This is a genomic window from Acidovorax sp. FG60 (assembly GCF_057808995.1).
Window position 1 is genome coordinate 214077 of record NZ_JBMDJC010000010.1, and the last position, 24844, is coordinate 238920.

22 protein-coding genes are annotated in these 24844 nt (G+C 64.2%); 11 read left to right on the forward strand and 11 right to left on the reverse strand.

Annotation, left to right across the window (positions count from 1 at the left end):
• Positions 1-28 precede the first annotated feature (28 nt).
• From ACODS0_RS16905 to uvrB, 3 genes are all read right to left on the reverse strand, one after another.
• Positions 29-1249: an IscS subfamily cysteine desulfurase gene (locus tag ACODS0_RS16905; RefSeq protein WP_488836087.1), complete on the reverse strand. Its 1221-nt coding sequence runs from the start codon at positions 1247-1249 to the stop codon at positions 29-31.
• A gap of 110 nt (positions 1250-1359) precedes the next feature.
• Positions 1360-1896: a Fe-S cluster assembly transcriptional regulator IscR gene (iscR, locus tag ACODS0_RS16910; protein ID WP_008904778.1), complete on the reverse strand. Its 537-nt coding sequence runs from the start codon at positions 1894-1896 to the stop codon at positions 1360-1362.
• A gap of 242 nt (positions 1897-2138) precedes the next feature.
• Positions 2139-4229 (reverse strand): excinuclease ABC subunit UvrB, encoded by a 2091-nt coding sequence (gene uvrB, locus ACODS0_RS16915; RefSeq protein WP_488836088.1) that lies wholly within the window; start codon positions 4227-4229, stop codon positions 2139-2141.
• Between the two features lie 105 nt (positions 4230-4334).
• Between uvrB and ACODS0_RS16920 the strand changes: the two genes are divergently transcribed.
• On the forward strand, positions 4335-5531 hold the full coding sequence (locus ACODS0_RS16920) for an amino acid aminotransferase (protein WP_121506485.1): 1197 nt from the start codon (positions 4335-4337) through the stop codon (positions 5529-5531).
• Positions 5524-6126: a nucleotidyltransferase family protein gene (locus ACODS0_RS16925; protein WP_488836089.1), complete on the forward strand. Its 603-nt coding sequence runs from the start codon at positions 5524-5526 to the stop codon at positions 6124-6126. The genes ACODS0_RS16920 and ACODS0_RS16925 overlap by 8 nt, the downstream gene beginning before the upstream one ends.
• A gap of 98 nt (positions 6127-6224) precedes the next feature.
• Here ACODS0_RS16925 and ygiD read toward each other — a convergent pair whose 3' ends face one another.
• Entirely contained in the window at positions 6225-7088 is an 864-nt protein-coding gene (gene ygiD, locus ACODS0_RS16930) for a 4,5-DOPA-extradiol-dioxygenase (RefSeq protein WP_488836107.1), read from the reverse strand.
• A gap of 181 nt (positions 7089-7269) precedes the next feature.
• Between ygiD and ACODS0_RS16935 the strand changes: the two genes are divergently transcribed.
• The 3 genes from ACODS0_RS16935 to ACODS0_RS16945 all read left to right on the forward strand — a co-directional run bounded on the left by ACODS0_RS16935 (position 7270) and on the right by ACODS0_RS16945 (position 9523).
• Positions 7270-8160, forward strand: coding sequence for a CoA transferase (locus tag ACODS0_RS16935; RefSeq protein WP_488836090.1), 891 nt, complete (start codon positions 7270-7272; stop codon positions 8158-8160).
• A 15-nt stretch (positions 8161-8175) separates the two neighbouring features.
• Positions 8176-8865, forward strand: a complete 690-nt coding sequence (locus ACODS0_RS16940; RefSeq protein WP_488836091.1) for a DUF1294 domain-containing protein — start codon at positions 8176-8178, stop codon at positions 8863-8865.
• 196 nt (positions 8866-9061) lie between these two features.
• A complete protein-coding gene (locus ACODS0_RS16945) occupies positions 9062-9523 on the forward strand; it encodes a hypothetical protein (protein ID WP_121420036.1) in 462 nt (153 codons plus the stop codon).
• Here the strand turns inward: ACODS0_RS16945 and ACODS0_RS16950 are convergent.
• On the reverse strand, positions 9444-9905 hold the full coding sequence (locus tag ACODS0_RS16950) for a hypothetical protein (RefSeq protein WP_488836092.1): 462 nt from the start codon (positions 9903-9905) through the stop codon (positions 9444-9446). The two genes, ACODS0_RS16945 and ACODS0_RS16950, sit on opposite strands and share 80 nt — an antisense overlap.
• Positions 9906-10002: 97 nt before the next feature.
• On the reverse strand, positions 10003-12405 hold the full coding sequence (locus ACODS0_RS16955; RefSeq protein WP_488836093.1) for a YgiQ family radical SAM protein: 2403 nt from the start codon (positions 12403-12405) through the stop codon (positions 10003-10005).
• A 191-nt stretch (positions 12406-12596) separates the two neighbouring features.
• Here ACODS0_RS16955 and ACODS0_RS16960 point away from each other — a divergent pair, with 191 nt between their 5' ends.
• Together ACODS0_RS16960 and ACODS0_RS16965 are read left to right on the forward strand one after the other, a co-directional pair.
• Complete coding sequence (locus ACODS0_RS16960) at positions 12597-13547, forward strand: bifunctional helix-turn-helix transcriptional regulator/GNAT family N-acetyltransferase (RefSeq protein WP_488836094.1); 951 nt, start codon at positions 12597-12599, stop codon at positions 13545-13547.
• A 142-nt stretch (positions 13548-13689) separates the two neighbouring features.
• A complete protein-coding gene (locus tag ACODS0_RS16965; protein WP_488836095.1) occupies positions 13690-14712 on the forward strand; it encodes a proline dehydrogenase family protein in 1023 nt (340 codons plus the stop codon).
• A gap of 83 nt (positions 14713-14795) precedes the next feature.
• Here the strand turns inward: ACODS0_RS16965 and ACODS0_RS16970 are convergent, their stop codons facing one another.
• The gene (locus ACODS0_RS16970) at positions 14796-14987 is read right to left on the reverse strand and encodes a hypothetical protein (protein WP_488836096.1); all 192 of its coding nucleotides are present in this window, start codon (positions 14985-14987) and stop codon (positions 14796-14798) included.
• A 216-nt stretch (positions 14988-15203) separates the two neighbouring features.
• On the opposite strand from ACODS0_RS16970, the gene ACODS0_RS16975 reads away from it, so the two are divergent.
• From ACODS0_RS16975 to ACODS0_RS16985, 3 genes are all read left to right on the forward strand, one after another.
• Complete coding sequence (locus tag ACODS0_RS16975; RefSeq protein WP_121506494.1) at positions 15204-15797, forward strand: IMPACT family protein; 594 nt, start codon at positions 15204-15206, stop codon at positions 15795-15797.
• A 210-nt stretch (positions 15798-16007) separates the two neighbouring features.
• On the forward strand, positions 16008-17423 hold the full coding sequence (locus ACODS0_RS16980) for a dihydrolipoyl dehydrogenase (RefSeq protein WP_488836097.1): 1416 nt from the start codon (positions 16008-16010) through the stop codon (positions 17421-17423).
• Positions 17424-17944: 521 nt separating this feature from the next.
• Positions 17945-18160 carry a putative motility protein gene (locus ACODS0_RS16985; protein ID WP_121420030.1) on the forward strand — a complete coding sequence of 72 codons (216 nt, stop codon included), beginning with the start codon at positions 17945-17947 and terminating at the stop codon, positions 18158-18160.
• A gap of 33 nt (positions 18161-18193) precedes the next feature.
• Here the strand turns inward: ACODS0_RS16985 and ACODS0_RS16990 are convergent, their stop codons facing one another.
• The 4 genes from ACODS0_RS16990 to dsdA are packed head-to-tail and all read right to left on the reverse strand — an operon-like array spanning position 18194 to position 23376.
• On the reverse strand, positions 18194-19339 hold the full coding sequence (locus tag ACODS0_RS16990) for an NAD(P)/FAD-dependent oxidoreductase (RefSeq protein WP_488836098.1): 1146 nt from the start codon (positions 19337-19339) through the stop codon (positions 18194-18196).
• 21 nt (positions 19340-19360) lie between these two features.
• Positions 19361-20920 carry an amidase gene (locus ACODS0_RS16995; RefSeq protein ID WP_488836099.1) on the reverse strand — a complete coding sequence of 520 codons (1560 nt, stop codon included), beginning with the start codon at positions 20918-20920 and terminating at the stop codon, positions 19361-19363.
• 44 nt (positions 20921-20964) lie between these two features.
• A complete protein-coding gene (locus ACODS0_RS17000; protein ID WP_488836100.1) occupies positions 20965-21951 on the reverse strand; it encodes a Bug family tripartite tricarboxylate transporter substrate binding protein in 987 nt (328 codons plus the stop codon).
• A 60-nt stretch (positions 21952-22011) separates the two neighbouring features.
• Entirely contained in the window at positions 22012-23376 is a 1365-nt protein-coding gene (gene dsdA, locus ACODS0_RS17005; protein ID WP_488836101.1) for a D-serine ammonia-lyase, read from the reverse strand.
• Positions 23377-23472: 96 nt separating this feature from the next.
• Between dsdA and ACODS0_RS17010 the strand changes: the two genes are divergently transcribed.
• The gene (locus tag ACODS0_RS17010) at positions 23473-24435 is read left to right on the forward strand and encodes a LysR substrate-binding domain-containing protein (RefSeq protein ID WP_436130189.1); all 963 of its coding nucleotides are present in this window, start codon (positions 23473-23475) and stop codon (positions 24433-24435) included.
• Positions 24436-24844 lie beyond the last annotated feature (409 nt).

Below are 24844 nucleotides of genomic sequence, written 5' to 3' on the forward strand. Positions count from 1 at the left end.
CTTCAATTCTTCCAAAATCTTCAGGAAATCAGTGCGCAGCCCACTGGATGGTGCTGATGTCGATGCCGTCCTTGTACATCTCCCACAGTGGGCTCAATTCGCGCAGGCGGGCCACGTTCTCGCGGATGGTGGAGATGGCGTAGTCGATCTCTTCATCGGTCGTGAAACGGCCGATGGTCATCCGCAGGCTGCTGTGCGCCAGCTCATCGCTGCGGCCCAGGGCGCGCAACACGTAGCTGGGCTCCAGACTGGCGGATGTGCAGGCAGAACCCGACGACACCGCTAGGCCCTTGATGCCCATGATGAGCGATTCGCCTTCGACGAAGTTGAAGCTCATGTTCAGGTTCTGCGGCACGCGGCGCTCCATGCTGCCGTTGATGAACACCTGTTCAATGTCCTTCAAGCCATCGAGCAAGCGCTGCTGCAAGGCATGGGCCTTGGCATTGCTCTCGGCCATTTCTTCTTTGGCGATGCGAAAGGCTTCACCCATGCCCACGATCTGGTGCGTGGGCAAGGTGCCCGAACGCATGCCACGCTCGTGACCACCGCCGTGCATCTGCGCTTCCAGCCGAACACGAGGTTTGCGTCGCACATACAGCGCGCCAACGCCCTTGGGTCCGTAGGTCTTGTGCGCGGTCATGCTCATCAGATCGATGGGCAGCACGTTCATGTCGATTTCGACCCGGCCTGTGGCTTGGGCGGCATCCACGTGCAGCAGGATGCCCTTTTCACGGCACAGCGCGCCGATAGCAGGGATGTCCTGGATCACGCCGATTTCGTTGTTCACGAACAGGATACTGATCAGTACCGTATCGGGGCGGATGGCGGCCTTCAGGGCATCCATGTTGACCAGACCGTCTTCCTGCACATCCAGATAAGTGGCTTCAAAACCCTGCCGCTCCAGCTCACGCATGGTGTCCAGCACGGCCTTGTGCTCGGTCTTGAGCGTAATGAGGTGCTTGCCCTTGCCTTTGTAGAAGTGCGCTGCACCCTTCAAGGCCAGGTTGATGGATTCGGTAGCGCCGCTGGTCCACACGATTTCACGCGGGTCCGCACCGATCAAGTCTGCCACCTGCACCCGCGCCTTTTCAACCGCTTCTTCAGCCTCCCAGCCCCAGGCATGACTGCGCGACGCCGGGTTGCCGAAGTGTTCACGCAACCAGGGAATCATGGCATCGACCACACGGGGGTCCACGGGGGTGGTGGCGCCGTAGTCGAGATAGATGGGGAAGTGCGGGGTCATGTCCATGGCTGGCTCAGTAGTGGTTGCTGGCTGGCAAACGCAATAAGAAACAAAAACGGGTTCAAAAACTGTTCAGGGCGGTGCCGACCCCAGGGTCGACACAAGCCCTTGGGCTATCAGGATTTGGCGAAAACGTTGCCCAGCGCGAACACGGAGTTCGGAGCATTCACGCGGATCGGCTTGACCACCGGGGTCGTCGAAATGGCACGGCGTACCACCGGCTTGTCTTCGATCTGCACGCCCTTGGCAATCTGTTCGTCCACCAGCTTTTGCAGAGTGACGGAATCCAGAAACTCGACCATGCGTTGGTTGAGCGATGCCCACAGCTCATGCGTCATGCAGCGGCCAGCTTCGCCCAGGCAGTTTTCCTTGCCACCGCACTGTGTGGCGTCAATGGGCTCATCCACCGAGACAATGATGTCGGCCACGGTGATGTCGCCCGCCTTGCGGGCCAGGGTATAACCGCCACCGGGGCCACGGGTCGATTCGACCAGTTCATGGCGGCGAAGCTTGCCGAAAAGCTGCTCCAGGTACGACAGCGAGATCTGCTGGCGCTGGCTGATGGCCGCGAGGGTGACTGGGCCATTGTTCTGGCGCAGGGCCAGATCAATCATGGCGGTGACCGCAAAACGGCCTTTGGTTGTGAGACGCATCGCAAGCTCCTTGTGCTAAGGCTTGTTCGTTGTAGAAACCGCCTGCACTGACTGTTGGTCAGCAAGGCACCGTCTCCGCCCCTTACTCCGAACAGTCGCCTGCCACGGAGCCCTTCATCGCTGGGCTGTTTTCTTGAGTATTTTGTGCGAGTATAACACAAATCCCTATCGAATCTGTCGGGTTAAAAAACCAACTAGTTTTTAATTGACCTGATAGTTATTTCCGATTGTTCTTTCGCCCATTACAAGGCCACCGAATCATTGCCATGTGCACCAAATGCCTGGTCCTTGAGCCGCGTGAGCTGGTCGCGCACCCGGGCGGCCTGCTCGAACTCCAGATTGCGGGCGTGTTCCAGCATGAGTTTTTCCAGCCGCTTGATCTCGCGCGCCACGTCTTTCTCTGACATGTCCTCCACCTTGGCGCGCTGCAGGGCTTCCTGCTCCAGCCGTTCTGCGTCCTTACCGGCCTTTTCGCTGTAAACCCCGTCAATCAGGTCTCTTACCCGCTTGACAATGCTGCGCGGCGTGATTCCGTGGGCCTCGTTGTGTGCGATCTGCTTGACGCGCCGACGTTCCGTCTCGCCCATGGCTTTTTTCATGGAGTCGGTGATGCGGTCCGCATAGAGGATGGCCCGGCCATTGAGGTTCCGCGCCGCACGGCCGATGGTCTGGATCAGGCTGCGCTCGGCCCGCAGGAAGCCTTCCTTGTCCGCATCCAGGATCGCCACCAGGGACACTTCGGGAATATCCAGGCCTTCGCGCAGCAGGTTGATGCCCACCAGCACGTCAAAGGCGCCCAGGCGCAGGTCGCGGATGATCTCCACCCGCTCCACCGTGTCCACGTCGCTGTGCAGGTAGCGCACCTTCACGCCGTTGTCCGTCAGGTAGTCGGTCAACTGTTCAGCCATGCGCTTGGTAAGTGTAGTAATGAGTACGCGCTCATGCTTTTCGACATGAATGCGTATTTCTTGCAGCACATCATCCACCTGATGGGTGGCGGGACGTACTTCCACCTCGGGGTCCACCAGTCCGGTGGGGCGCACCACCTGGTCGACGATCTGGCCGGAGTGTGTGCGCTCGTAGTCTGCCGGCGTGGCGGTGACAAAGATGACCTGCCGCATACGCTGTTCGAACTCCTCGAATTTGAGCGGTCTGTTGTCCAGCGCCGAGGGCAGGCGAAAGCCATACTCGACCAGCGTGGTCTTGCGCGAGCGGTCGCCGCTGTACATGGCGTTGAGCTGGCCGATCATCTGATGGCTTTCGTCCAGGAACATCAGAGCGTTCTTGGGCATGTAGTCGGTCAGCGTGCTGGGCGGGTCGCCGGGCGCGGCGCCCGACAGGTGGCGCGTGTAGTTCTCAATGCCCTTGCAGTGCCCTACTTCGCTGAGCATCTCCAGGTCAAAGCGCGTGCGCTGCTCCAGCCGCTGCGCCTCCACCAGCTTGCCGTCGGCCAGCAACTGTTTGAGGCGCTCGGCCAGTTCGACCTTGATGGTCTCCACCGCTGCCAGCACCTTGTCGCGCGGCGTGACATAGTGGCTGCTCGGGTACACCGTGAAACGCGGGATCTTCTGCTTAACCCGGCCCGTGAGCGGGTCAAACAGCTGCAGGCTCTCGATCTCGTCGTCAAACAGCTCGATGCGCACGGCCAGCTCGGAATGCTCGGCCGGAAACACATCAATGGTGTCGCCCCGCACGCGGAACTTGCCGCGCGAAAAATCAGCCTCATTGCGCTGGTACTGCATGCGTATCAGCTGTGCGATTACGTCGCGCTGGCCCAGCTTGTCACCGGTGCGCAGCGTCATCACCATGCGGTGGTAACTCTCGGGCTCGCCAATGCCGTAGATAGCCGACACCGTGGCCACGATGACCACATCCGTGCGCTCCATGAGGCTCTTGGTGCACGAAAGCCGCATCTGCTCGATGTGCTCGTTGATGGCGCTGTCCTTCTCGATGAACAGGTCGCGCTGCGGCACATACGCCTCGGGCTGGTAGTAGTCGTAGTAGCTCACGAAATACTCCACGGCGTTCTTGGGGAAGAACTCGCGGAACTCGCTGTACAGCTGCGCGGCCAAGGTTTTGTTGGGCGCGAACACGATGGCCGGGCGCCCCATGCGGGCGATCACATTGGCCATGGTGAAGGTCTTGCCAGAGCCCGTCACACCCAGCAGCGTCTGGAAGGTTTCCCCATCGTTCAAACCTTCCACCAGCTTGTTGATGGCCTCGGGCTGGTCGCCGGCCGGTGGGTACGGCTGGAACAGTTCGAAGGGGGAGTTGGGGAAATGGACGAACTCGCCGTCTTGCTTTTCCGTTATGACTTCTGTGAGATCCGGCATAGGTGCGGTCAACGATTGGTAGAGGCAGGCCGTTAAAATCGGCCGAACCCGGCACAGTACACCACGCCCGGATTCTTCGCTACTGACAACCTTTCAAGGATTTTCATGTCTCTGTTCACCGCCGTCGAAATGGCCCCCCGCGACCCCATCCTGGGCCTCAACGAGCAATTCAACGCCGACACCAACCCCAACAAGGTCAACCTGGGCGTCGGCGTTTATTTCGACGACAACGGCAAGCTGCCCCTGCTGCAATGCGTGCAGGCGGCAGAAAAGACCATGATGTCCACCCCCACGGCCCGTGGCTACCTGCCCATCGACGGCATCGTGGCTTACGACAACGCCGTGAAGGCTTTGGTGTTCGGCGCGGACAGCGAACCCGTCACCTCGGGCCGCGTGGCAACCGTGCAAGCAGTGGGCGGCACGGGCGGCCTGAAGATCGGCGCTGACTTCCTCAAGAAACTCAGCCCCAATGCCAAGGTGCTGATCTCCGACCCCAGCTGGGAAAACCACCGCGCACTGTTCACCAACGCCGGTTTTGAAGTCGATACCTACGCGTACTACGACGCGGAAAAGCGTGGCGTGAACTTTGAAGGCATGCTCGCCAGCCTGAACGCTGCAGCTCCCGGCACCATCGTTGTGCTGCACGCCTGCTGTCACAACCCCACGGGCTACGACATCACCCCCGAGCAGTGGGACCAGGTCATCGCCGTCGTCAAGGCCAAGGGCCTGACGCCCTTCCTTGACATGGCCTACCAGGGCTTTGGCCACGGTATCGCGGAAGACGGTGCCGTGATCGGCAAGTTCGTGGCTGCAGGCCTCAACTTCTTTGTCTCTACCTCGTTCAGCAAGAGCTTCAGCCTCTACGGTGAGCGCGTGGGCGGCCTGTCCGTGCTGTGCGCCGACAAGGAAGAAGCTTCGCGCGTGCTGAGCCAGCTCAAGATCGTGATCCGCACCAACTACTCCAACCCACCCATCCACGGTGGCGCGGTGGTGGCTGCCGTGCTGAACAACCCTGAGCTGCGCGCGATGTGGGAGAAGGAACTGGGCGAGATGCGCGTGCGCATCAAGGCCATGCGCCAGAAGCTGGTGGACGGTCTCAAGGCTGCGGGTGTGAAGCAGGACATGAGCTTCATCACCACCCAGATCGGCATGTTCAGCTACTCAGGCCTGTCCAAGGACCAGATGGTGCGCCTGCGCAATGAGTTCGGCGTGTACGGTACCGACACCGGCCGCATGTGTGTGGCAGCCCTGAACAGCAAGAACATCGACTACGTCTGCCAGGCCATTGCAAAGGTTGTCTGAGCACGATGAGAAAGCGGCTCTCGCGCGCCGCTTTGTGAGTGAAGCGCTCCAGAACCCGCACAACGCGGCCCTTCTGGAGCATTTGCCGTTTCTGGGCTTGCCCGACGCCTGGTTGGTGGCGGGCTGCCTGTTCCAGACGGTGTGGAATCTGCACTCCGGCGTGGCGCCCACGGCGAACATCAAGGACTACGACCTGTTCTACTTCGACGGCAACGACTTGTCCGAATCGGCAGAGCAGCAGGTGCAAGCCCAAGTCGCCGCCCTCTTCGCCGACCTGCCCATCACCGTGGAAGCCAAGAACCAGGCCCGCGTGCATCTCTGGTACGAACACTGGTTTGGCTACCCGTATGCGCCACTGCAATCAACCCGCAACGGGATCGAGCGTTTTCTGGTGCCCTGCACCTGCGTCGGGCTGCAACCTGCTGACAACCTGAGCGTCAACGAGTCCACCCTGTACGCGCCCTACGGGCTGGAAGAACTGTACGCAGGACTGCTCAAACCCAACCCCGCATGCCCGCATCTACCGCTGTTCCAGGCCAAGGCTGAAAGCTACCGAGAACGCTGGCCGTGGCTGACGATCCGGGCCACCGCCTGATCGGCAAAGCCGCCAATTTTTACGTCTTTTTGACCCCTAGCGCTTGATGTAAAAGCGCTGGCAGCTATCAAAATAGAAGCATTCGGCGTTTTCCTACATCACCCCCACAGCACCGACCGCATCGAGATCGACGCCGACTGGTAACCCGTATTGAAGAAACGCGGCATCTCGCTGGGCAAAACAGCTCCTGCGGCGTACAGCAGCGGCAGATAGTGCTCGTGCGTGGGGTGCGCCTGCTGGGCCACCGCACCCAGTTTCTGGAAGTCCTGCAGGGCGCCCAACTGGCCCTTCTTGATCTGCTCCTGAACCACGGTGTCGAACTCGGTGGCCCAGTCATACGCTTCGTTGGCGGCCGAGCCACGGCGGGATGCGCGCAGGTTGTGCACGATGTTGCCGCTGCCCACGATGAGCACACCCCGCTCGCGCAAGGCCTTGAGCTGCTGGCCCAGCGCATAGTGCTCGGCCGGGGCGCGGCTGTAGTCCATGCTGAGCTGCATCACCGGGATCCGAGCCTGGGGGAACATGGGCTTGAGCACCGACCAGGTGCCATGGTCCAGGCCCCATTCGCCTTCGTCCACGCCCAGTGCCCCGCCGGTAGCGGGCGACTTGAGTTCGCTGGCGAGGCTGCGCGCCACCTGCGGTGCACCGGGCGCGGGGTAGCGCTGGTCGAACAGTGCCTGCGGAAATCCACCAAAGTCGTGGATCGTCTTGGGGTTGGCCATGCCCGTCAGCTGCCAGCCGCCGCGTGTGAGCCAGTGGGCCGACACACACAGGATGAGCTGCGGCTGCACCGCGCGTGCCATCAGCTCCGCGCCCATGGCCTGCCAGCTGCGGCGCCAGGCGTTGTCCTCGATGGCGTTCATGGGGCTGCCATGGCCCACAAACAGCACGGGCATGCGGGGCGAGGGCTTGAGCGCCTGCAGCGCGGTCGCCGCGGCGGCGCTGCTCAAAGACGAGGTCATGAAAGCTCCCGGAAAGGCGGCCAGGCCCGTGAGGGCGGCCAAACAGGTTCTGCGTTGCATGGGTCGGGGAGCGTAACAAATTATGTATAACGCGGGGAGTGAGCCCGCGCGCCGCTTGAAGTTCCAGCGCCGCGCCTTCTCCTTCCGTTCAAAACCAAAACACCGAGACAACCCCACACCCATGACAACCGCCCTGCCCCAGCCCCTGCGCAATGTCCGCGTCCTGAGCCTCGCGCTCAACCTGCCCGGCCCCGCCGCCCTGATGCGCTGCGCGCGCATGGGTGCTGAATGCACCAAGCTCGAACCGCCCCCGCCCCCCGGCTACCCCAGTGCCGACCCCATGGGCATCTACAGCCCGGCGGCCTATGCCACGCTGCACAGCGGCGTGCGTGTGGTGCATGCCCACCTCAAGACCACAGAAGGCCAGGCCACGCTCCACGAGGAGCTGGCCCGCACCGATGTGCTGATCACCTCGTTTCGTCCCTCGGCGCTCACCAAGCTGGGCCTCTCCTGGGAGGCGCTGCAGGCTCAATACCCGCGCCTGTCACTGGTGCGCATCGTGGGCGCGGCGGCCGAGCGCGCCGAGGAACCCGGCCATGACCTCACCTACCTGGCCGATGCCGGGCTGGTCACCGGCACCGAGATGCCCCCCACCCTGTACGCCGACATGGGCGGCGCCCTGATGGCCAGCGAGGCCGTGCTGCAGGCCCTGCTGGAGCGTGGCCACACGGGCAGCGGCGTGTGCATCGAAGTCGCCCTGGCCGACGCCGCCGCTTGGCTGGCCCAGCCGCGCGACTGGGGCCTGACCACGCCCGAGGGCGACGTGGGCGGCAACCACGCGGGTTACCGCATCTACCCCTGCGCCGACGGCCGTGTGGCGGTGGCCGCGCTGGAACCCCACTTTGCCGCCAGCCTGTGCGCCGCCGCAGGCCTGCCCGCCACGGGCGACCCGCAGGTGCTGCGCTCCCCTGCCACGCACGCGGCCGTGGCAGCCTTCCTGCGCACGCAAACCCGCGCGCAACTTGATGCGCTCGCGGTGGCGCAGGACATTCCGTTGCACACCCTGGTTTGAGAATCCCGCTGACCGATGCAGAAACAAGGCACCGTCATCCGCTGGGACGCCACCCGCGCCTTCGGCTTCATCCGCAGCCCGGACACGTCCGCCGATGTGTTCTTTCATGTGCGGGACTACCGGGGCACCACCCCGCCGCGCGAAGGGCTCGCCGTGGTGTACGAGGAAATTCATGTCGGCGGAAAAGGACCACGGGCCATGGCAGTGCTGCCTGCGGCCCAGCAAGGGGGCGCATCCCCGTCCCGCCCAGCGGCCACATCAACCCCTCAGCGGAGACGACACGAACCGTCGCAGCGGACGACCCAACCCCAGGCTCAACGCCGCCGGCGCCCTGCAGAGTCCAGTGGCCCACCTACCCCCGCCGGTCCGGCGATGGTGTTGATGCTGGGCTGGGTGGTGCTGCTGGCATGGGGCTTCTGGGCGGGCCGACTCCCATGGTGGGTGTTGGGGGCGGCCCTGGCCGTCAACCTCCTCACGTTTCTGATCTATGCCATCGACAAAAGCGCCGCGCAAAACGGCCAGTGGCGCACCAAAGAGAGCCATCTGCACCTGCTGAGCCTGGCAGGCGGCTGGCCGGGTGCTTGGTTTGCGCAGCAATGGCTGCGGCACAAATCCCGCAAGGTGGAGTTTCGCGCCGTCTACTGGGTCACCGTGGTGCTGCATTGCGGGGCGCTCGGGGCCTGGGTGGGCGGGTGGCTGCCATAGCGGCGCCACCAATGCAGTATCAATTTGATAGCTGCTAGCGCTTAATACATAAGCGCCAGAGGCAATTTTGATTCAAAATTTGGAGCCCATCGCCCGCAACACAGGGGGCTGACGCGCAGATTGCCCGCTGGCCTACACCGTGCGCCACATCCACGGGTTTCAATCCCAAAGGTCTGAAACACCTCGGCAGAAGCCCATGAAACCCCTCATTCTTGATTCCACCATGACCAACATGGGCGGCGTTTTCTACCCCACCGGCCATGTGTTCGCACTCTTCCCCGACGAAGACTGCGTGCGCCAGGCCGCCACCGCGTTGCAGGCAGCCGGCCACCAGGGCGACACCGCCTACGCCAGCCCCGAGGTCATTCTGCAAGAGATCGTCCGCACCCTGGGCACGGCAGATGCCCCGATGCCCTCGGTGGGCGCCGAGGGCGACATGGTGCGCCGCATTGCCGACCTGGCGGGCACTGGCCACCACGGCATGCTGATCGCCATGGCCGACAAAGACAATACCGACACCCTGGTGGAAGCCATTGCCCCCCAAGGTGCAGTCACCGCCTTCTACTACCGCACCTTCATCATCGAAGACCTGATCTCACAGCCCGCCGGTGACGGCCCGCAATCGGTGGTGGTGGGCACCCACGCAGCAGAAGGCTGAAGCTAGCGTTCATCGCGCAGCAGCGGTACCGGCCGGGCTGGCGACGCTGGTTGAAAACGGCAGAAGGAGTTTTGGCCGCGAGTTCCAGCAAATCCATCCAGGGCGCAAAGGCCCAGTGCTTGCGCCCGGGAAACGCTGCCGCAATGCCGTACCGGGGCATCACCAGCAGGATTTGCCGGTGGAACCCCACGGCCATGAACACCCCGCGCTCCAGCATGCTCCACAACTGGTCGGCGTAGTGCGCAGCCCCCATGCCCATAGACACCGTGGGCGCAAACACCCTGGCGACCCAATCGCGCGATACCAGCTGGCGGCCATTCCACTCGCCGCCACGCAGGTAGAGCAGCGCCAGGCGCGCCATGTCGCGGGTGCGCATCTGCACGCCAAATTCGCCGGTGGAGGCACCTTGTGGATCCGCCTCCCGCGATACATCCCGCAAACCCAACGGGCCAGACAGATGCGTCAGGGCGTAGGCATGGTCAGCGGGGCTTGCGTGCCGATGGTTTGGCCGCCCCGGTCACACGCGGCGGCAAGCCGGTGTGCTGGGTCAGCATGCGGCCCTTTTGGGGCTGCCCTGGCTTGGCAGGCCGGGATGGCAGCACTTTGGCGGCTTCTGCCTTCTGTCCCACGGGCGTCGAGTTCTTGCGCCGCGCACTCTGGTATCCGCCGTCGGTCAGCGGCTGGAAGGTCGGTATCAGGTGGTGCTTGCCGTTGCCGATCAGATCCGCGCGGCCCATGGCCTTGAGCGCCTCGCGCAGCAGCGGCCAATTGTTGGGGTCGTGGTAGCGCAGGAAGGCCTTATGCAGGCGGCGGCGCTTGTCGCCGCGCACGATGTCCACAGCCTCGCTGTCGCGCGTGATCTTGCGCAGCGGGTTCTTGTTGCTGTGGTACATGGCCGTGGCCGTGGCCATGGGGCTGGGGTAGAAGGTCTGCACCTGGTCGGCACGGAAGCCATTCTTTTTCAGCCAAATGGCGAGGTTCATCATGTCCTCGTCGCTGGTGCCCGGGTGCGCGGCAATGAAGTACGGGATCAGGAACTGCTTCTTGCCCGCTTCTTCGCTGAACTTCTCGAACATCTGCTTGAACTTGTCATAGCTGCCGATGCCCGGCTTCATCATCTTGGTCAGCGGCCCCTGCTCGGTGTGCTCGGGCGCGATCTTGAGGTAGCCGCCCACGTGGTGCTGCACCAACTCCTTCACGTATTCAGGGCTTTTCACAGCCAGGTCGTAGCGCAGGCCCGAGCCGATCAGGATCTTCTTGATGCCCTTCAATGCGCGGCCACGGCGGTAGATCTTGATCAGCGGGTCGTGGTTGGTGCCCAGGTTGGAGCAGATGCCCGGGTACACGCAGCTCGGTTTGCGGCAAGCAGCCTCAATCTCGGGGCTCTTGCAGCCCAGGCGGTACATGTTGGCCGTGGGGCCACCCAGGTCGCTGATGGTGCCGGTGAAGCCCTTGACCTTGTCGCGGATGTCCTCAATCTCCTGAATGATCGAATCTTCACTTCGACTCTGGATGATGCGGCCCTCGTGCTCGGTGATGGAGCAGAAGGTGCAGCCACCAAAGCAGCCGCGCATGATGTTGATCGAGAAGCGGATCATCTCCCACGCGGGAATCTTGGTCGCGCCGTCGTGGCTGCCGTTCTCGTCGGCGTAGCTCGGGTGCGGGCCACGGGCATAGGGCAGGTCGAACACGTAGTCCATCTCGGCCGTGGTGAGCGGGATGGGCGGCGGGTTGATCCACACGTCGCGCGCGGTCACGCCCTCGCCATGCGCCTGCACCAGCGCGCGGGCGTTGCCGGGGTTGGTCTCCAGGTGCAGCACGCGGTTGGCATGGGCATACAGCACGGGGTCGCTTTTGACCTGCTCGTAGCTGGGCAGGCGGATCACGCTTTTGTCGCGCGGAGGCACCTTGAGCTTGGCCTTGAGCGCAGGGTTCGCCACGAACAGCATGGGCTGGATGGCGGGGTTGGGCTCGGCAGATTTTGAGTCCTTTTGGCCACCAGCGCTTGTTCCACCTTCACTAGCAGCTACGGAATCAGGAGCATCCTCCTTGCTGCAGGTGCTGCCCTGGGCGGCGGCCTGCTCGCTGGTGGTCATGTAGGGGTTGACGTGCGCCTCGACACGGCCGGGCTCGTCCACGCTGGTGGAGTCGATCTCGAACCAGCCCTTGCCGGTCTCATCGTCGGGCCTGCGCACAAACGCCGTCCCACGCACGTCGGTGATCTGCTCGACCGGCTCGCGAGCGGCGATGCGGTGGGCCACCTCAACCAGCGCGCGCTCGGCGTTGCCGTACAGCAGCAGGTCGCACTTGGCATCCACCACGATGGAGCGGCGCACCTTGTCGCTCCAGTAGTCGTAGTGCGCGATGCGGCGCAGGCTGCCTTCGATGCCACCCAGGATGATGGGCACGTCCTTGTAAGCCTCGCGGCATCGCTGGCTGTAGACGATGGCGGCGCGGTCCGGGCGCTTGCCGCCGATGTCGCCGGGGGTGTAGGCGTCGTCGCTGCGAATCTTCCGGTCGGCGGTGTACCGGTTGATCATCGAATCCATGTTACCCGCCGTCACGCCCCAGAACAGGTTGGGCTTGCCCAGCACCTTGAAGGGCTCGGCGCTTTGCCAGTCGGGCTGGGCGATGATGCCTACGCGAAAGCCCTGGGCTTCGAGCGTGCGGCCGATCACGGCCATGCCGAAGCTCGGGTGGTCCACATAGGCATCGCCCGTCACCAGGATGATGTCGCAGCTGTCCCAGCCCAGTTTGTCCATCTCGGCGCGGCTCATCGGCAGGAACGGGGCCGTGCCAAAGCGCTTGGCCCAGTACGGACGGTAGCTGGTCAATGGCTTTGCGGCGCGCGCAAAAAAGGAGACGTCAACGGGGGCGTTCATGCAGAGGAGTTTCGCGGCCGGCCCTTGTGCGTCAAGGGCGTCGTGGGGCGCGGCTGTGGTGGTTAACCCGCGATTTTACGGCGGCAAGCCCTTTTTGTCGCTGCTTGCGCGTTGCCCTTGTGCGTTGGAGGTCTTGAGGAACATCAGGCATATACTTGCCAAAGTCAATCAATTGCATGACTACGGCATTCATGACCACGACCAGCACTACATCCCAGCCCACCTCCGCAGCCGTGAAAGCAGTGCGGCGTTTCAACCGCTTTTTTACCCGGCGGGTGGGCGTGCTCGACCCGTATCTGGGCAGCGACCTGTCGCTCACCGATGTACGCGTGCTGTACGAACTGGCGCACCGCGAGGCGCCCGTTGCCAGCGAACTGGCGCGCGACCTGGGCCTGGACGGCGGCTACCTGAGCCGCATCCTGCGCCGTTTTGAAGCATCCGGCTGGATCACCCGCAGCGCCAGCACCAAGGATGCCCGCCAGAGCATGCTCACCCTCACCCCCACGGGGCGCGAGGTGTTCGAGCCGCTGCAACAACGCTCACGCGACGAGGCCGCAGCCCTGCTGACCCCCCTGCCCCCCGCGCGCCAGCAGGAGCTGGTGGACGCCATGGAACGCATCGAAGCCTTGCTGGACCCCGCCAACGCGGCGCCTAAGGCCACGCGCATGGCCGTGCTGCGCGACCCGGTTCCCGGCGATATCGGCTGGGTGGTGCAACAGCACGGCGAGATCTACTGGCGCGAATACGGCTGGGACAGCCGCTTTGAAGCCCTGGTGGCCGAAATCGCCGCGCAGTTTTTGCGCAAGTTCCAGCCGGCGTGGGAGCGGTGCTGGGTGGCCGAGCTGGACGGCGAACGTGTAGGCGCCGTGTTTGTGGTGCGCAAATCGGCCACCACGGCCCAGCTGCGCATGCTGATCCTGTCGCCCAAGGCGCGCGGGCTGGGTCTGGGTGCGCGCCTGACTGACGAGTGCATCGCCTTTGCGCGGGCCAAGGGCTACAAGAAGATGGTGCTGTGGACCAACAGCTGCCTGGCTGCTGCACGGGGCATTTATGCCAAACGCGGATTCAAGCTGGTCAAGTCAGAGCCGTATGAAGGTTTTGGCCGGCAGCTGGTGGGGGAGACGTGGGAGCTCAAGCTGTAACATCGCCGGCTTGGCACCTCACGTCGACAACTACCCAGAGAAGAACGCATGCAACGCGCCGCCTGGCCTCCATTGATGTACTGAACGCCCGCAGCGTGAGCCTCCACTGCGCCTTTGGCACAGACGGTGGCAACCGCTGCCCTTGCTGGCCCCCTGCGCGGGCCAGCGCTTTGCTTTTTTCGTCTATTTCGAGTGCTCCGTTGCCATGACGGAGCTCGGAAGACGGAAGGCGGCAGTTCTCATCCTGGATACCGACATGCAACTTCTCGACACACTGGTGGCGCGCGCCATCCCTTGGGTGCCCCTCGCACTGATCCGCAAAATTTCTCGCCGCTACATCGCAGGCGACACCCTCGCCGAAGCCCTCGTGCGCGTGCATCAGCTCAACGCGCAAGGCTTCTCCGTGACGCTCGACGTACTGGGCGAAACCATCTCGACCCTGCAGCAGGCGCAGGCCACTGCCAACATCTACATCGAAGTGCTCCACGCCGTCCACGCCCAGGGATTGCAGGCCAACATTTCGATCAAGCCTTCCGCACTCGGACTGCTGCTGGATGCGCAGCAGTGCGAACAACTCATCCTGAGCATTCTCGACACCGCAGAGCACCACCGGAACTCCGTTTGCCTGGATATGGAGGACACCCGCTGTACCCAAAAGGAAATCGAATTGTTCGGACGCTTGCGGGAAGGCTTTGACAACGTCGGCCTGGCACTACAGGCGTATCTACTGCGCACCTACCAGGACATTGAGCCGCTCTTGCGCGAAGCCAGCACTTTGCGCATCTGCAAAGGCATATACGTGGAGGATCGCTCGCACCTCGTGCACGAGGCCTGGAACGACCGCAGTGCCATCAACGAACACTTCCTGAAGCATGTTGAGCGTTGTTTCGAAGCAGGTAGCTTCGTCGGCATTGCCACGCACGATGCTGCATTGATCGCGCGCATCGTCGAACGGGCGCGCCGCGATGACATCGATCGAAGCCAATTTGAATTTCAGATGCTGCTGGGCGTGTGCGAACCCCTGCGCGACAAACTGCGGGACATGGGCTTCAACGTGCGCATCTATGTGCCCTTTGGCAAGGACTGGTATGGCTACAGCACACGGAGGCTGAAGGAGTCTCCCCGAATCGCAGGGCATATCGCCAAAGCGCTGATCGGGCTCTGAAAACACCCCATAAAAAAATGGTCCTTCAGGACCATTTTTTTGTGACGCGGTGGCAATACCACCACCGGCAGCAGGCGAGACAGCTACCACTCCCCCACTTCGCGCACCCGCTGGGCCAAGTCCGGGATCGCATCGTCCTCCACAACGGGTGCTGTCTGCACTGGGGCCATGACCGCCTCCGCCACACTTGGCTGCGCGCGCTGGGGCATCAACCGACCAAAAACGTGGCTGGCGAGGGTTTCATGCAGGGGAGCGGTAAATGGTGCGGCAAACATGGCAGTTCCTTTTCTGATGGCCTGAGTGCTTTCAAATCGGTAGCAGCAGGTTAGGCCACAGCAACAAGCCTCAAGTGTAGGAACGAGCGCCTTTTGCAGGTGTGACAGAACGCACAAACAACACGGTTTTGTCACGAAGGGCGCGCTTATCGCAACAAACGGCACGGTGCACGCCACAAATCGGCCGAATCCGCCACGCCGTAAACTCTTCGCCCCATGTCACAGACCCTGGCTGCGCCCGCGCACAGCGAAATCATCATCAAGAAAAGCCGCTTCATCGGCTGTGTGCAACCCATGGCCGACCGTGCCAGTGCGCAGGCGACGGTGGATGCCCTGTGGAAGCAGCACCCCGGCGCCGCCCACATCTGCTGGGCGCTGCTCGCGGGCGGACAGTCGGCGGCGGTGGACGACGGCGAGCCTGGTGGCACGGCAGGCCGCCCCATGCTCGACGTGCTGCGCCACCAGGACCTGGAAGGCGTGCTGGCCACCGTGGTGCGCTACTTTGGTGGCGTCAAGCTGGGCGCAGGCGGACTGGTGCGCGCCTACACCGACACCATTGCCCAGGCCCTGCTGACCGCGCCCAAGGTCACGCTGCAACGCATGAAAACCCTGCAGTGCCATGTGCCCTATGCGCTGGAGGGGCTGCTGCGCCGCGAGATCGAGGCCGCGGGTGCGGAGCTGATCAACGTGCAGCACGGCACGCTCGTCACGCTGCAGTTGCGCTTGCCCGAGGCCCAGGCCGCCGCCTTTGTGCTGCGCATCAACAACAGCGGCCAAGGCCGCGTGGGCTGGACCGAGCCCGACGCCTGAGCTGGGAGTGTGGGCTGCAGAGGGAGCATCGGCTGCAACCCGCGATAAACCGGTCTCGCGCGTTTCGCTTCGATGCCTTCTGCCGCCCACCCTCCTAGGGGCAGCCCAGCCGGACCTGGCGCCGACTCGGAACAAATGCCTTTACGCCTACAAGCGCTGTAGCGGCAGGCCGCCACACTCAGAGCTTTACCGGGCTGCTAAGGAGACGCTATGAGCCAACCGCTCGACACCATCATCATCGGCGCAGGCACCGCCGGTCTGGCCGCCCTGCGCGAAGTGCGCAAGCGCACGGAACGCTACCTCATCGTCAACGAAGGCCCCTGGGGCACCACCTGCGCCCGCGTGGGTTGCATGCCCTCCAAGGCACTGATCGAGGCGGCCAACGCCTTCCACGGCCGCCATACGTTTGAAGAATTCGGCCTGCGGGGCGCCAGCGCACTGACCGCCGACCTGCCCGCCGTGCTGCAGCGCGTGCGCGATCTGCGCGACGACTTTGTGGCCGGTGCCCTCAAAGCCACCAGCGAACTGGGCAGCGCACAGATGTCGGGGCGCGCCACCCTGCTGGGCCCCCACTCGGTGGACATTGACGGCACCGCCTACGCCACCCGCAGCATCATCATCGCCACCGGGTCACGCCCCAGCGTGCCGGAAGAATGGCTCGCGTTTGGCGACCGCATGCTCACCACCGACACCCTGTTCGAGCAAAGCACCCTCGGCCCCCGCATTGCCGTGATTGGCATGGGCCCCATTGGGGTGGAGATTTCGCAAGCCCTTGCGCGGCTGGGCTTGCAGGTGGCCGCATTCACCACGGGCGATACGCTGGCGGGCCTGAGCGACCCAGTGCTCAACGCCGAACTGACAGCGCTGCTCAAGCAGGAAATGGTGCTGCACATGGGGGCCGAAGCGCAGTTGCGTGAAGTACCCGGCGGCATTGAAGTCACCAGTGGCAACAACCGCGTGGTGGTGGACCAGGTCATCGCGGCCATGGGCCGGGTGCCCAACATCCAGTACCTGGGCCTGGAGACGCTGGGGGTGCCCCTGGACCAGCGCGGCATGCCCACCGTCAATCCACAAACCCAGCAAATAGGCGATTTGCCCGTGTTTCTGGCCGGAGACGCCAACACCCATGCCCCCCTGTTGCACGAGGCCGCCGACGAAGGCCACATTGCGGGCATGAACGCGCTGGCTGACACCCCCACCCGCTTTCAGCGCCGCACCCCGCTGGGCATCGTGTTCTGCGACCCCAACATCGCCACCGTGGGCCAGCGCTTTGCCGACATGGACCCCGCCCACACCGTCACCGGCACAGCCAGCTTTGACAACCAGGGCCGCGCCCGCACCGCGCAGCAAAACCACGGGCGCATCTGCATCCACGCCGACCAGGCCACCGGCCGCCTGCAGGGCGCTGAAATGTGCGCCCCACAAGGCGAACACATGGCCCACCTGCTCGCGCTGGCCATTCAGCAAAAACTCACCGTGCACGATCTGCTGGGTATGCCGTTCTACCACCCTACGCTGGAAGAAGGCTTGCGCACTGCGCTGCGGGATACAGCACGGCAATTGCCCCAGGGGCGCGAGTCTGATTTGGCGACGTGCACGGCCATTGGGGTGGCGGCGTTGGAGTAAGAGCCTTAGAGCCTGTTTACGATCTCCCAGGAGTCGCGCAGCGGTCTTTGCGGGATGGTATGCAAAGCGCGGTGCGCAGCCAATAGCTCGGCTATTGGCAAGCGCCGCAACGCCGCAGACCGCCCGCAAAGACCGCTGCCCGAAGGGTTGGAGCGAAATCGGGCGATTGAACGCCTCGGCTGCTTGCATGGGCATGAGCCCACGCGGCGCACCCGAAAGCATCCACTCATCCCGATTGCGCTCCAACGCGACCCCTGGGAGATCGTAAACAGGCTCTTAAGGATGACCTGCACAACTCCCTGCGGTCTGTGATAGCGCGGTCTCGAGCGGGCCACTGCGTTGCTTTTCTTGCCAATAGCGCGGCTATTGGCTGCAAAAAGACGCCTTGTGCCCCATCCCGATCCGCACTACCACCGCCTCGCGAAGGTTATGCAGGTCATCCTTAACAGGGCAGAGATGTAACACCCCTCAAGCCCACTTCCCAAATTGCCGATATCCACCCAGTACCCCAAGGAACCACCATGGACGTCGCCCTCACCAACAGCATCGTCAACACCGCCACCGCGCTGGCCAGTGCCAAGACTTCGGATGCGCTGAACATGGTGGTCTTGAAGAAGGCGCTGGACATGCAGGCCGTGTCGGCCGCCACGATGCTGGACGCCATGCAGCAGTCCATGCCCCAGCCTGCGCTGGCAACTTCTGGCACGCTGGGCACCCAGGTCAACACGTTCGCCTGAGCCGCTCGGCCACCCAAATCAAGGGGCGCGGAACTACCTCAGCCGCGCAGGCGACAGCCCTGCCACATCCACCTTCTCGCGCACCAGCTCCTCGGCCAGCGATTCGCCGCGCAACAACTGCCGGGCCAACAGCGAGGCACCTGCAGCGCTTTGAATCCCGTACCCACCCTGCCCGGCCAGCCAGAAGAAGCCGGGCACATTGTTGTCCCAGCCAATCACCATGTCGCCATCGGGCACGAACGAGCGCAGGCCCGCCCAGGTGTGGGAGGGGCGGCGGATCTGGAAGGTGGTTTTTTCCTCGATGTGATAAATCCCCGTGGCCACGTCCAGTTCTTCGGGCACCACGTCGTGCGGGTGTGTCGGGTCCGCGTTGGCGGGCGAGCCCAGCAGCTGGCCCGCATCGGGCTTGAAGTAAAAACTCTCGTCGATGCCGATCACCGCAGGCCAGTGCGTGGCGTCCATGCCCTCGGGCACGGCAAAGGTGAAGGCGGTGCGGCGGCGCGGCTCCAGGCCGATGGGCGGCACGCCTGCCAGGCCCGCTACCACGTCAGCCCAGGCGCCTGCGGCGTTCACAATGGTTTTGGCCTGCAGCACCCGGCCATCGGCCAGGGTCACCTGCCAGCTATCGCCAACGCGCTGCAGGGCCCTGACCTCGGCATTCGTCAGCACCTGGCCGCCGCACTGGCGCAGGCCACGCAGGTAGCCCTGGTGCAGCGCGTGCACATCGATGTCGGCCGCCTCGGGCTCGCTCATGCCTGCGGCCACGGCTTCGGGCTTCAGGCACGGCAGCTGGGCCAGCAGTGCGGCCTGCTCCACCCATTCCACATTGGGGGAGATGGCGTGGGCTTCTGCATAGGCCTGTTTCAGCATGTCGAGCTGGTCCGGCCCGGCCACGTAGACCACGCCACGGGGCGAGAGGATGGGGTCTGACCCGAACTCCGGCGGCGGCGCGTCGTAAAAAGCGCGGCTCGCCCGCGTCAGCGCCTGGATGTTCGGTGTGCCGTAGGTAGCCATGTACAGCGCGGCCGAACGGCCGGTGGTGTGGTAACCGGGCTGCGATTCGCGCTCCAGCAGCAGCACGCTGGCGCCCTCCCCACCGGCTTTGTCCTGTACCAACTGCCAAGCCACCGAGGCACCTGCAATGCCCGCGCCAATAACGATGGTGTCCGCTGATTGCATGGTTTTGTCTCCTGGCTCGAATTACACCGCAGACACTTGCGCCGCCGAGGTGGCACGGTCATCACGCGGCAGGCTGCGCGCATCACGCTGATCGGGCGCGCCGGTCACGATGGAGGTCAGCGCGGGATCGGCATTTGTTTGCATCAGCTTGGCGATGTCAGGCCGTGGCCGAGCCAGCCCGGTGATGCCCTTGAAGGCTTGCTCCAGCGCGTGGCCCACGCCCAGCGTGTGGCGGTCGGCGCGAAAGCGCCCCACGATCTGCAAACCAAACGGCATCCCCACGTCATCCAGCCCGCACGGCAAACTGAGCGCTGGGTGCGTGGTCAACGTGGTCACATAGGTCAGCGCCAGCCATCGGTAGTAGTTGGCTTGCGGCTCGCCGTTGATGTGGCTGGCAAACAGCTGGGTCCACGCAAAAGGCGACACGGGCGTGGTGGGCGCCAGGATCACGTCGTACTGCTCATACAACTTCTGGAACCGCGCCAGGATGCGCGTCTGCTCGGCCTGTGCCCAGGCACTGTCCAGCAGCGTCATGGCGGCCCCCATTTCGTAGTTGGCGCGGGTGTTGGGGCCCAGGCTGGCGGGGTCGCGCTCGTAGGCCTCGCGCGTGCTGGCCACAAAGGCTTCGGCGCGCAGCACGTCAAAGCAGCGGTGCACGTCACCCAGGTCGATGTCGATGGCATCGCAGCTGGCAAACAGGTGCTTCATGGCCTGCACCTTCTGGCGGAATACGGCGCGGATGCCGTTGTCCACCGCACAGGCGCCGAAGTCCTCGGTGTAAGCCACGAGCAGGCGGCTCAGGTCCACGGCTTCGGGCAGAAGGAAGCTCATCGGGTCCAGCGGGTAGCTCAGCGGGTCGCCCGCCGACATGCCGGCCGAGGCCGCCAGCTGCAGGCAGGCCTCTTCCACCGTGCGGCCCATGGGGCCGACCACCGAAATCGGCGTCCAGCCCAGCAGCTTGCGCGAGCTGGGCACCACGCCGGGCGAGGGCCGGAAGCCAACCACCCCGCAGATGGATGCAGGAATGCGCAGCGACCCGCCCGTATCCGACCCCGTACACACCGGCAGCATGTCACACGCCAGCGCAGCGGCCGAGCCGCCCGATGAGCCCCCGGCGTTCAGGTTGGGGTTGAACGGATTGCCCGTGGCGCCCCACACGGTGTTGCGCGAATTGGCGCCCGCCCCCATTTCGGGGATGTTGGTCTTGCCCGCCACGATGGCACCCGCCGCGCGCAGACGCGCCACCAGCACGTTGTCCTCCGCCGGGATATTGCTGCGGTAGATCTCCGAGCCGTAGCTAGTCAGCAGCCCAGCCGTGGCTTCGAGGTCCTTCACACCCAGCGGCAGGCCGTGCAGCAGGCCCAGCGGTTCGCCACGCAGCACCGCCTGCTCGGCGGCCTTGGCCTCGGTGCGGGCGCGGTCGTAGCAGGTGGCGGTGATGGCGTTGACATGCGGGTTGACGGCCTCGATGCGCTCAATGCAAGCGTCGAGCAGCTCGACGGGCGAGACTTCCCGCGTGCCGATGTGATGGCGCAGTTCGTTGGCGGTCAGCTCGACCAGGGTGCTGTGTGAAGTCGTCATGTCGAATGTGTCTCCTGTTTCTTGCTTGCCTGGTGGGGAGCAGATCAGTCTGCCGTGATGGCCGCCCGCTGCGCCACGGCGCGCATCAACGGCAGTTCCCTGTCGATCAGCTCGCTCACCGCCTTGGCAGAAGCATAGGTCGGTTCAAACCCCACGGCGATCAGTTTGTCGCGAGTTTCGGGGTCTGCCACCACCTGCGCCAGCGTCAGCTCCAGCCGTGCCTTGACGGCGGGCGGCAAGCCGCGTGGGGCCACCATGGCCAGCCAAGTGTCCATCTCCACGCCGGGGTAGCCACTTTCTGCGAGCGTGGGCACCTTGGGCAGCAGGGCCGAGCGCTTGCCCGCCGTCACGGCAATGGCCTTGATCTTGCCGTCTTTCAGCTGGGGCAGCGCGGCCGACACGGTATCGACGGTGAACGGAATCTGTCCGCCCATCAGGTCCACCATGGCGGGGGAGCTGCCCTTGTAGGGCACATGCTGGATCTTGAGGCCCGCCGCGTGGAAGAACATCTCGCCCGCAAACTGCGACGTGGTGCCGGCACCATACGAGCCGTACGAATACTTGTCGGGCGCGGCCTTCACCATGGCCACAAACTGCTTCACGTCGCTGACCGGCACGTCCTTGTTGGCCAGCAGGATCAGGCTGGTGCGCCCTGCGATGCCAATGGGCTCAAAACTCTTGACCGGGTCGTACGGCAGCTTGGCGCGCACGGCGGGGTTCACGGTGAAGGTGGTGCCCGAACTCATCAGCAGCGTGTAGCCGTCCGGCGCGGCCTTGGCCACATAGGCCGCGCCGATGGTGGTGCCCGCCCCTGCGCGGTTGTCAATCACCACGCTCTGGCCCAGCTTGTCGCCCAGCTTCTTGCCAATGAGGCGGCCCAGCACGTCGGTGGCGCCACCGGGCGGGAACGGAATCACCAGCGTGATGGGCTTGGTAGGGAACGTAGCCTCTTGCGCCACGGCAGGGCCCCATGCAGCGCCCCCCAAAGCACAGAGGATGGCGGACGACAAAAGCAGTTGTTTGCGGTTCATGGGGTGCTCTCCAAAGGTGACAAAGGTTGGGGGGATAGACGAATCAGGGAATGACAACAATCAGCCTTGCGCCGCGAGCACGGCCCGCCCACGCTGCACAAAGCCCTGGTACTGCGCATCGGGCACCAGCAGGCCGCCCGTGGTCCACACCAGGTGTGTGGCGTTGTGCAGCACCGCGTCGATGCCCGTGCTGCGCAGCCAGGCCTGCCCGGCGGTAGTGCCCGTCAGCATGGCCGGGCCGCTGAAGCCTGCCGCAGCCGAGGGCTCGATGCGCTCGCCCAGAGCATCGAGCACCAGCACCAGCTGCGCAAACAAGGTGTCATCGGCCACGGTAAACACGCCCGACAGCAGCGGCTGCATCAGCTCGGCGGCCAGCAGCGACGCACGCGGCACGGCCAGGCCATCTGCCTCGGTGCGGTTGGTCAGGCCCCAGTCGTACACCGAGGGGTGGTCGCCCATCCCTGGTGTGGTGTCGGCCACCATCTGCACCATGAAGCATGGCGACTGCACCGGCTCGGCAAAAAAGCAAAACACATGCGGCCCCAGCAACTGCCGCAGGCCAAACGTGATGCCCGCTGGCGCGCCCCCCACCCCGCAAGGCAGGTACACGATGAGCGGGTGCTCGGCATCCACCGCCACGCCCTGTTCTGCCAACTGCTTTTGTAGGCGCAGCGCCGCCGCGCTGTAGCCCAGCAACAGCGAGAACGATTGCTCGTCGTCCACAAAGTGGCACAGCGGGTTGCTGGCCGCCTCGGCGCGGCCTGCGGCCACGGCGCGTTCATAGTCGCCGGTGTGCTCTACCACCTGCACACCGCGCTGGCGCAGACGGTCCTTCTTCCATTCCTTAGCGTCGGCCGACATGTGTACCGTGGCCTGGAAGCCCAGGGCCGACGCCACCACGCCAATGCTCATCCCCAGGTTGCCGGTGGAGCCCACCGCCACCTGGTAGCGGCCCAGCACCTCGCGCGCTGCCTGGGTGGCCAGCGCGCGGTAGTCTTCACCAGGCTGTACCAACCCATGTTGCAGCGCCAGCCGCTCGGCCAACTCCAGCACCTCGTGCATGCCGCCCCGGGCCTTGATGGAGCCCGCCACCGGCAGGCTGTGATCGGCCTTGATGAACAGGCGCCCCTGCCCCTCGGCCAAACCGAGCGCAGGTTGCAACGCGGCGGCGGGCAGCAGAGGCGACTCCACTACGCCCCCGGTGGCAGCCAGCTCCGGGAACACCTGCGCCAGCAGGCCCGCAAAACGGGCCAACCGGTCGGCGGCGGCCTGCGTATCATCCAGACTAATGCTGCGCCCCAGCGCCTGCAAAGCAGCCGGTGGTTGCGCCTGCCGGGCCGGGTTGGACCACAGCGCGGGCTGGGCATTGCGCAGGCGGGTGGCCAGCAGCGCGTCCACAGCAGGCGTTCGTTCAGCAGGCGTCATACAGATTCATTCAGTCGTTGAAGTCTTGCCTGCATTCTTCGCCGGTCACGCCGCTGTCACAAGCCATTTATAGTGAGCGCAGCATTAGTATTAATAATGGACATTCGCCTCTCCCCCTCCCTGCTGGCCTGGCTGCGCAGTTTTGATGCAGCAGCCCGCCATGGCAGCTTTACCAAGGCGGCGGCCGAGCTGTGCATTACCCAGGGCGCCGTCAGCCAGCAGGTCAAGCAACTCGAAGACTGGCTGCGCCGCCCGCTTTTCTTGCGGACCCCGCGCGCGCTGGTGCCCACGCCCGAGGGCAAATGGCTGGCCGTGGTGCTGCGCGAGAGCTTTGACGCCATCGAAAGCACGCTGGCCCAAATGCGCCAGCCGCCCGAGTCCGCCACCGCCACCCTGAGTTGCTCACCCTCGTTTGCCATGAGCTGGCTCACGCCCCGCTTGGGCGACTTCTTTCGCCAGCACCCGCACACCGGCCTGCGCGTGTTTGGCGAATTCCACACGCTGGACCGCACCCGCATGGTGCGCGACGGCATCGAGGCCGCCGTGCGGTTCGATTTAGGCGGCTACCGCGACCTGAACGCCACCGTGTTTCTGGACGAGTGGCTCATCCCCGTGGCCAGCCCCGAGTTCCTGGCCCGCCACCCGCCCATCACCCAGCCGCAAGACCTGCACGGCGACTGGCTGCTGCACGACGGCAGCGCCTGGGACGGCGCGGACACCTATGAAGAGTGGCAACACTGGTTTGCGCAGGTGGACGCCACGCCGCCGCCCTGGGCAGGCGGCCAGCAATTCAACCTGTCGCAATTGGCCCTGGGCGCCGCCCTGGCAGGCCAAGGCATCGCCATGGGCCGCGCTGCGCTAGTGCTGCAGGATGTGAAGGCGGGGCGACTGGTGCCGCTGCTGGGGCGCAGCGTGTTGTCGCGGGCGGCGTATTCGTTTGTGACCACAACACACCCGAGCCCGGCGATGCAGCTGGTGCGGGAATGGTTGGGGGATGAGGCGTTGCGGTTTTGTGGGGAGCGGGGGCAGGTGCTGCCAGCGCCGCTGGATGCCAGGTAGCTGGGTAGGTCAGGTAACGGCGCCCAACCGGCGCAATACCCAGCAACTAGGTGTCAGGTGGTACCCAGTGAGTCGAGGCAAATACTGCGGCTACATATTCGATCTTTTTGGCCCCTAGCGCTTATTGAGCAAGCGCTAGCAGCTATTGTTTTTGACAGATTCTTGGCTGTTCATGGCCAATGAATCCTGAGACAACTGGCCCTGTGACGCGGCCCACTCATTCACGGCGAAAGTTTGAGACAGGAGGCCCCAGCAGGTCACTCGCGAGCAGTCGCGACGGCAACGTCTGAGATAACGAGGACGACCGCTTCCGGCCAGAAGTGGAAGTTGGCAAGACGGTGCTAACGTCATATACATGCTTGAAGACTATTTCTCCCTGCAATTGAAATTTGCCACGCACTACGCAGCG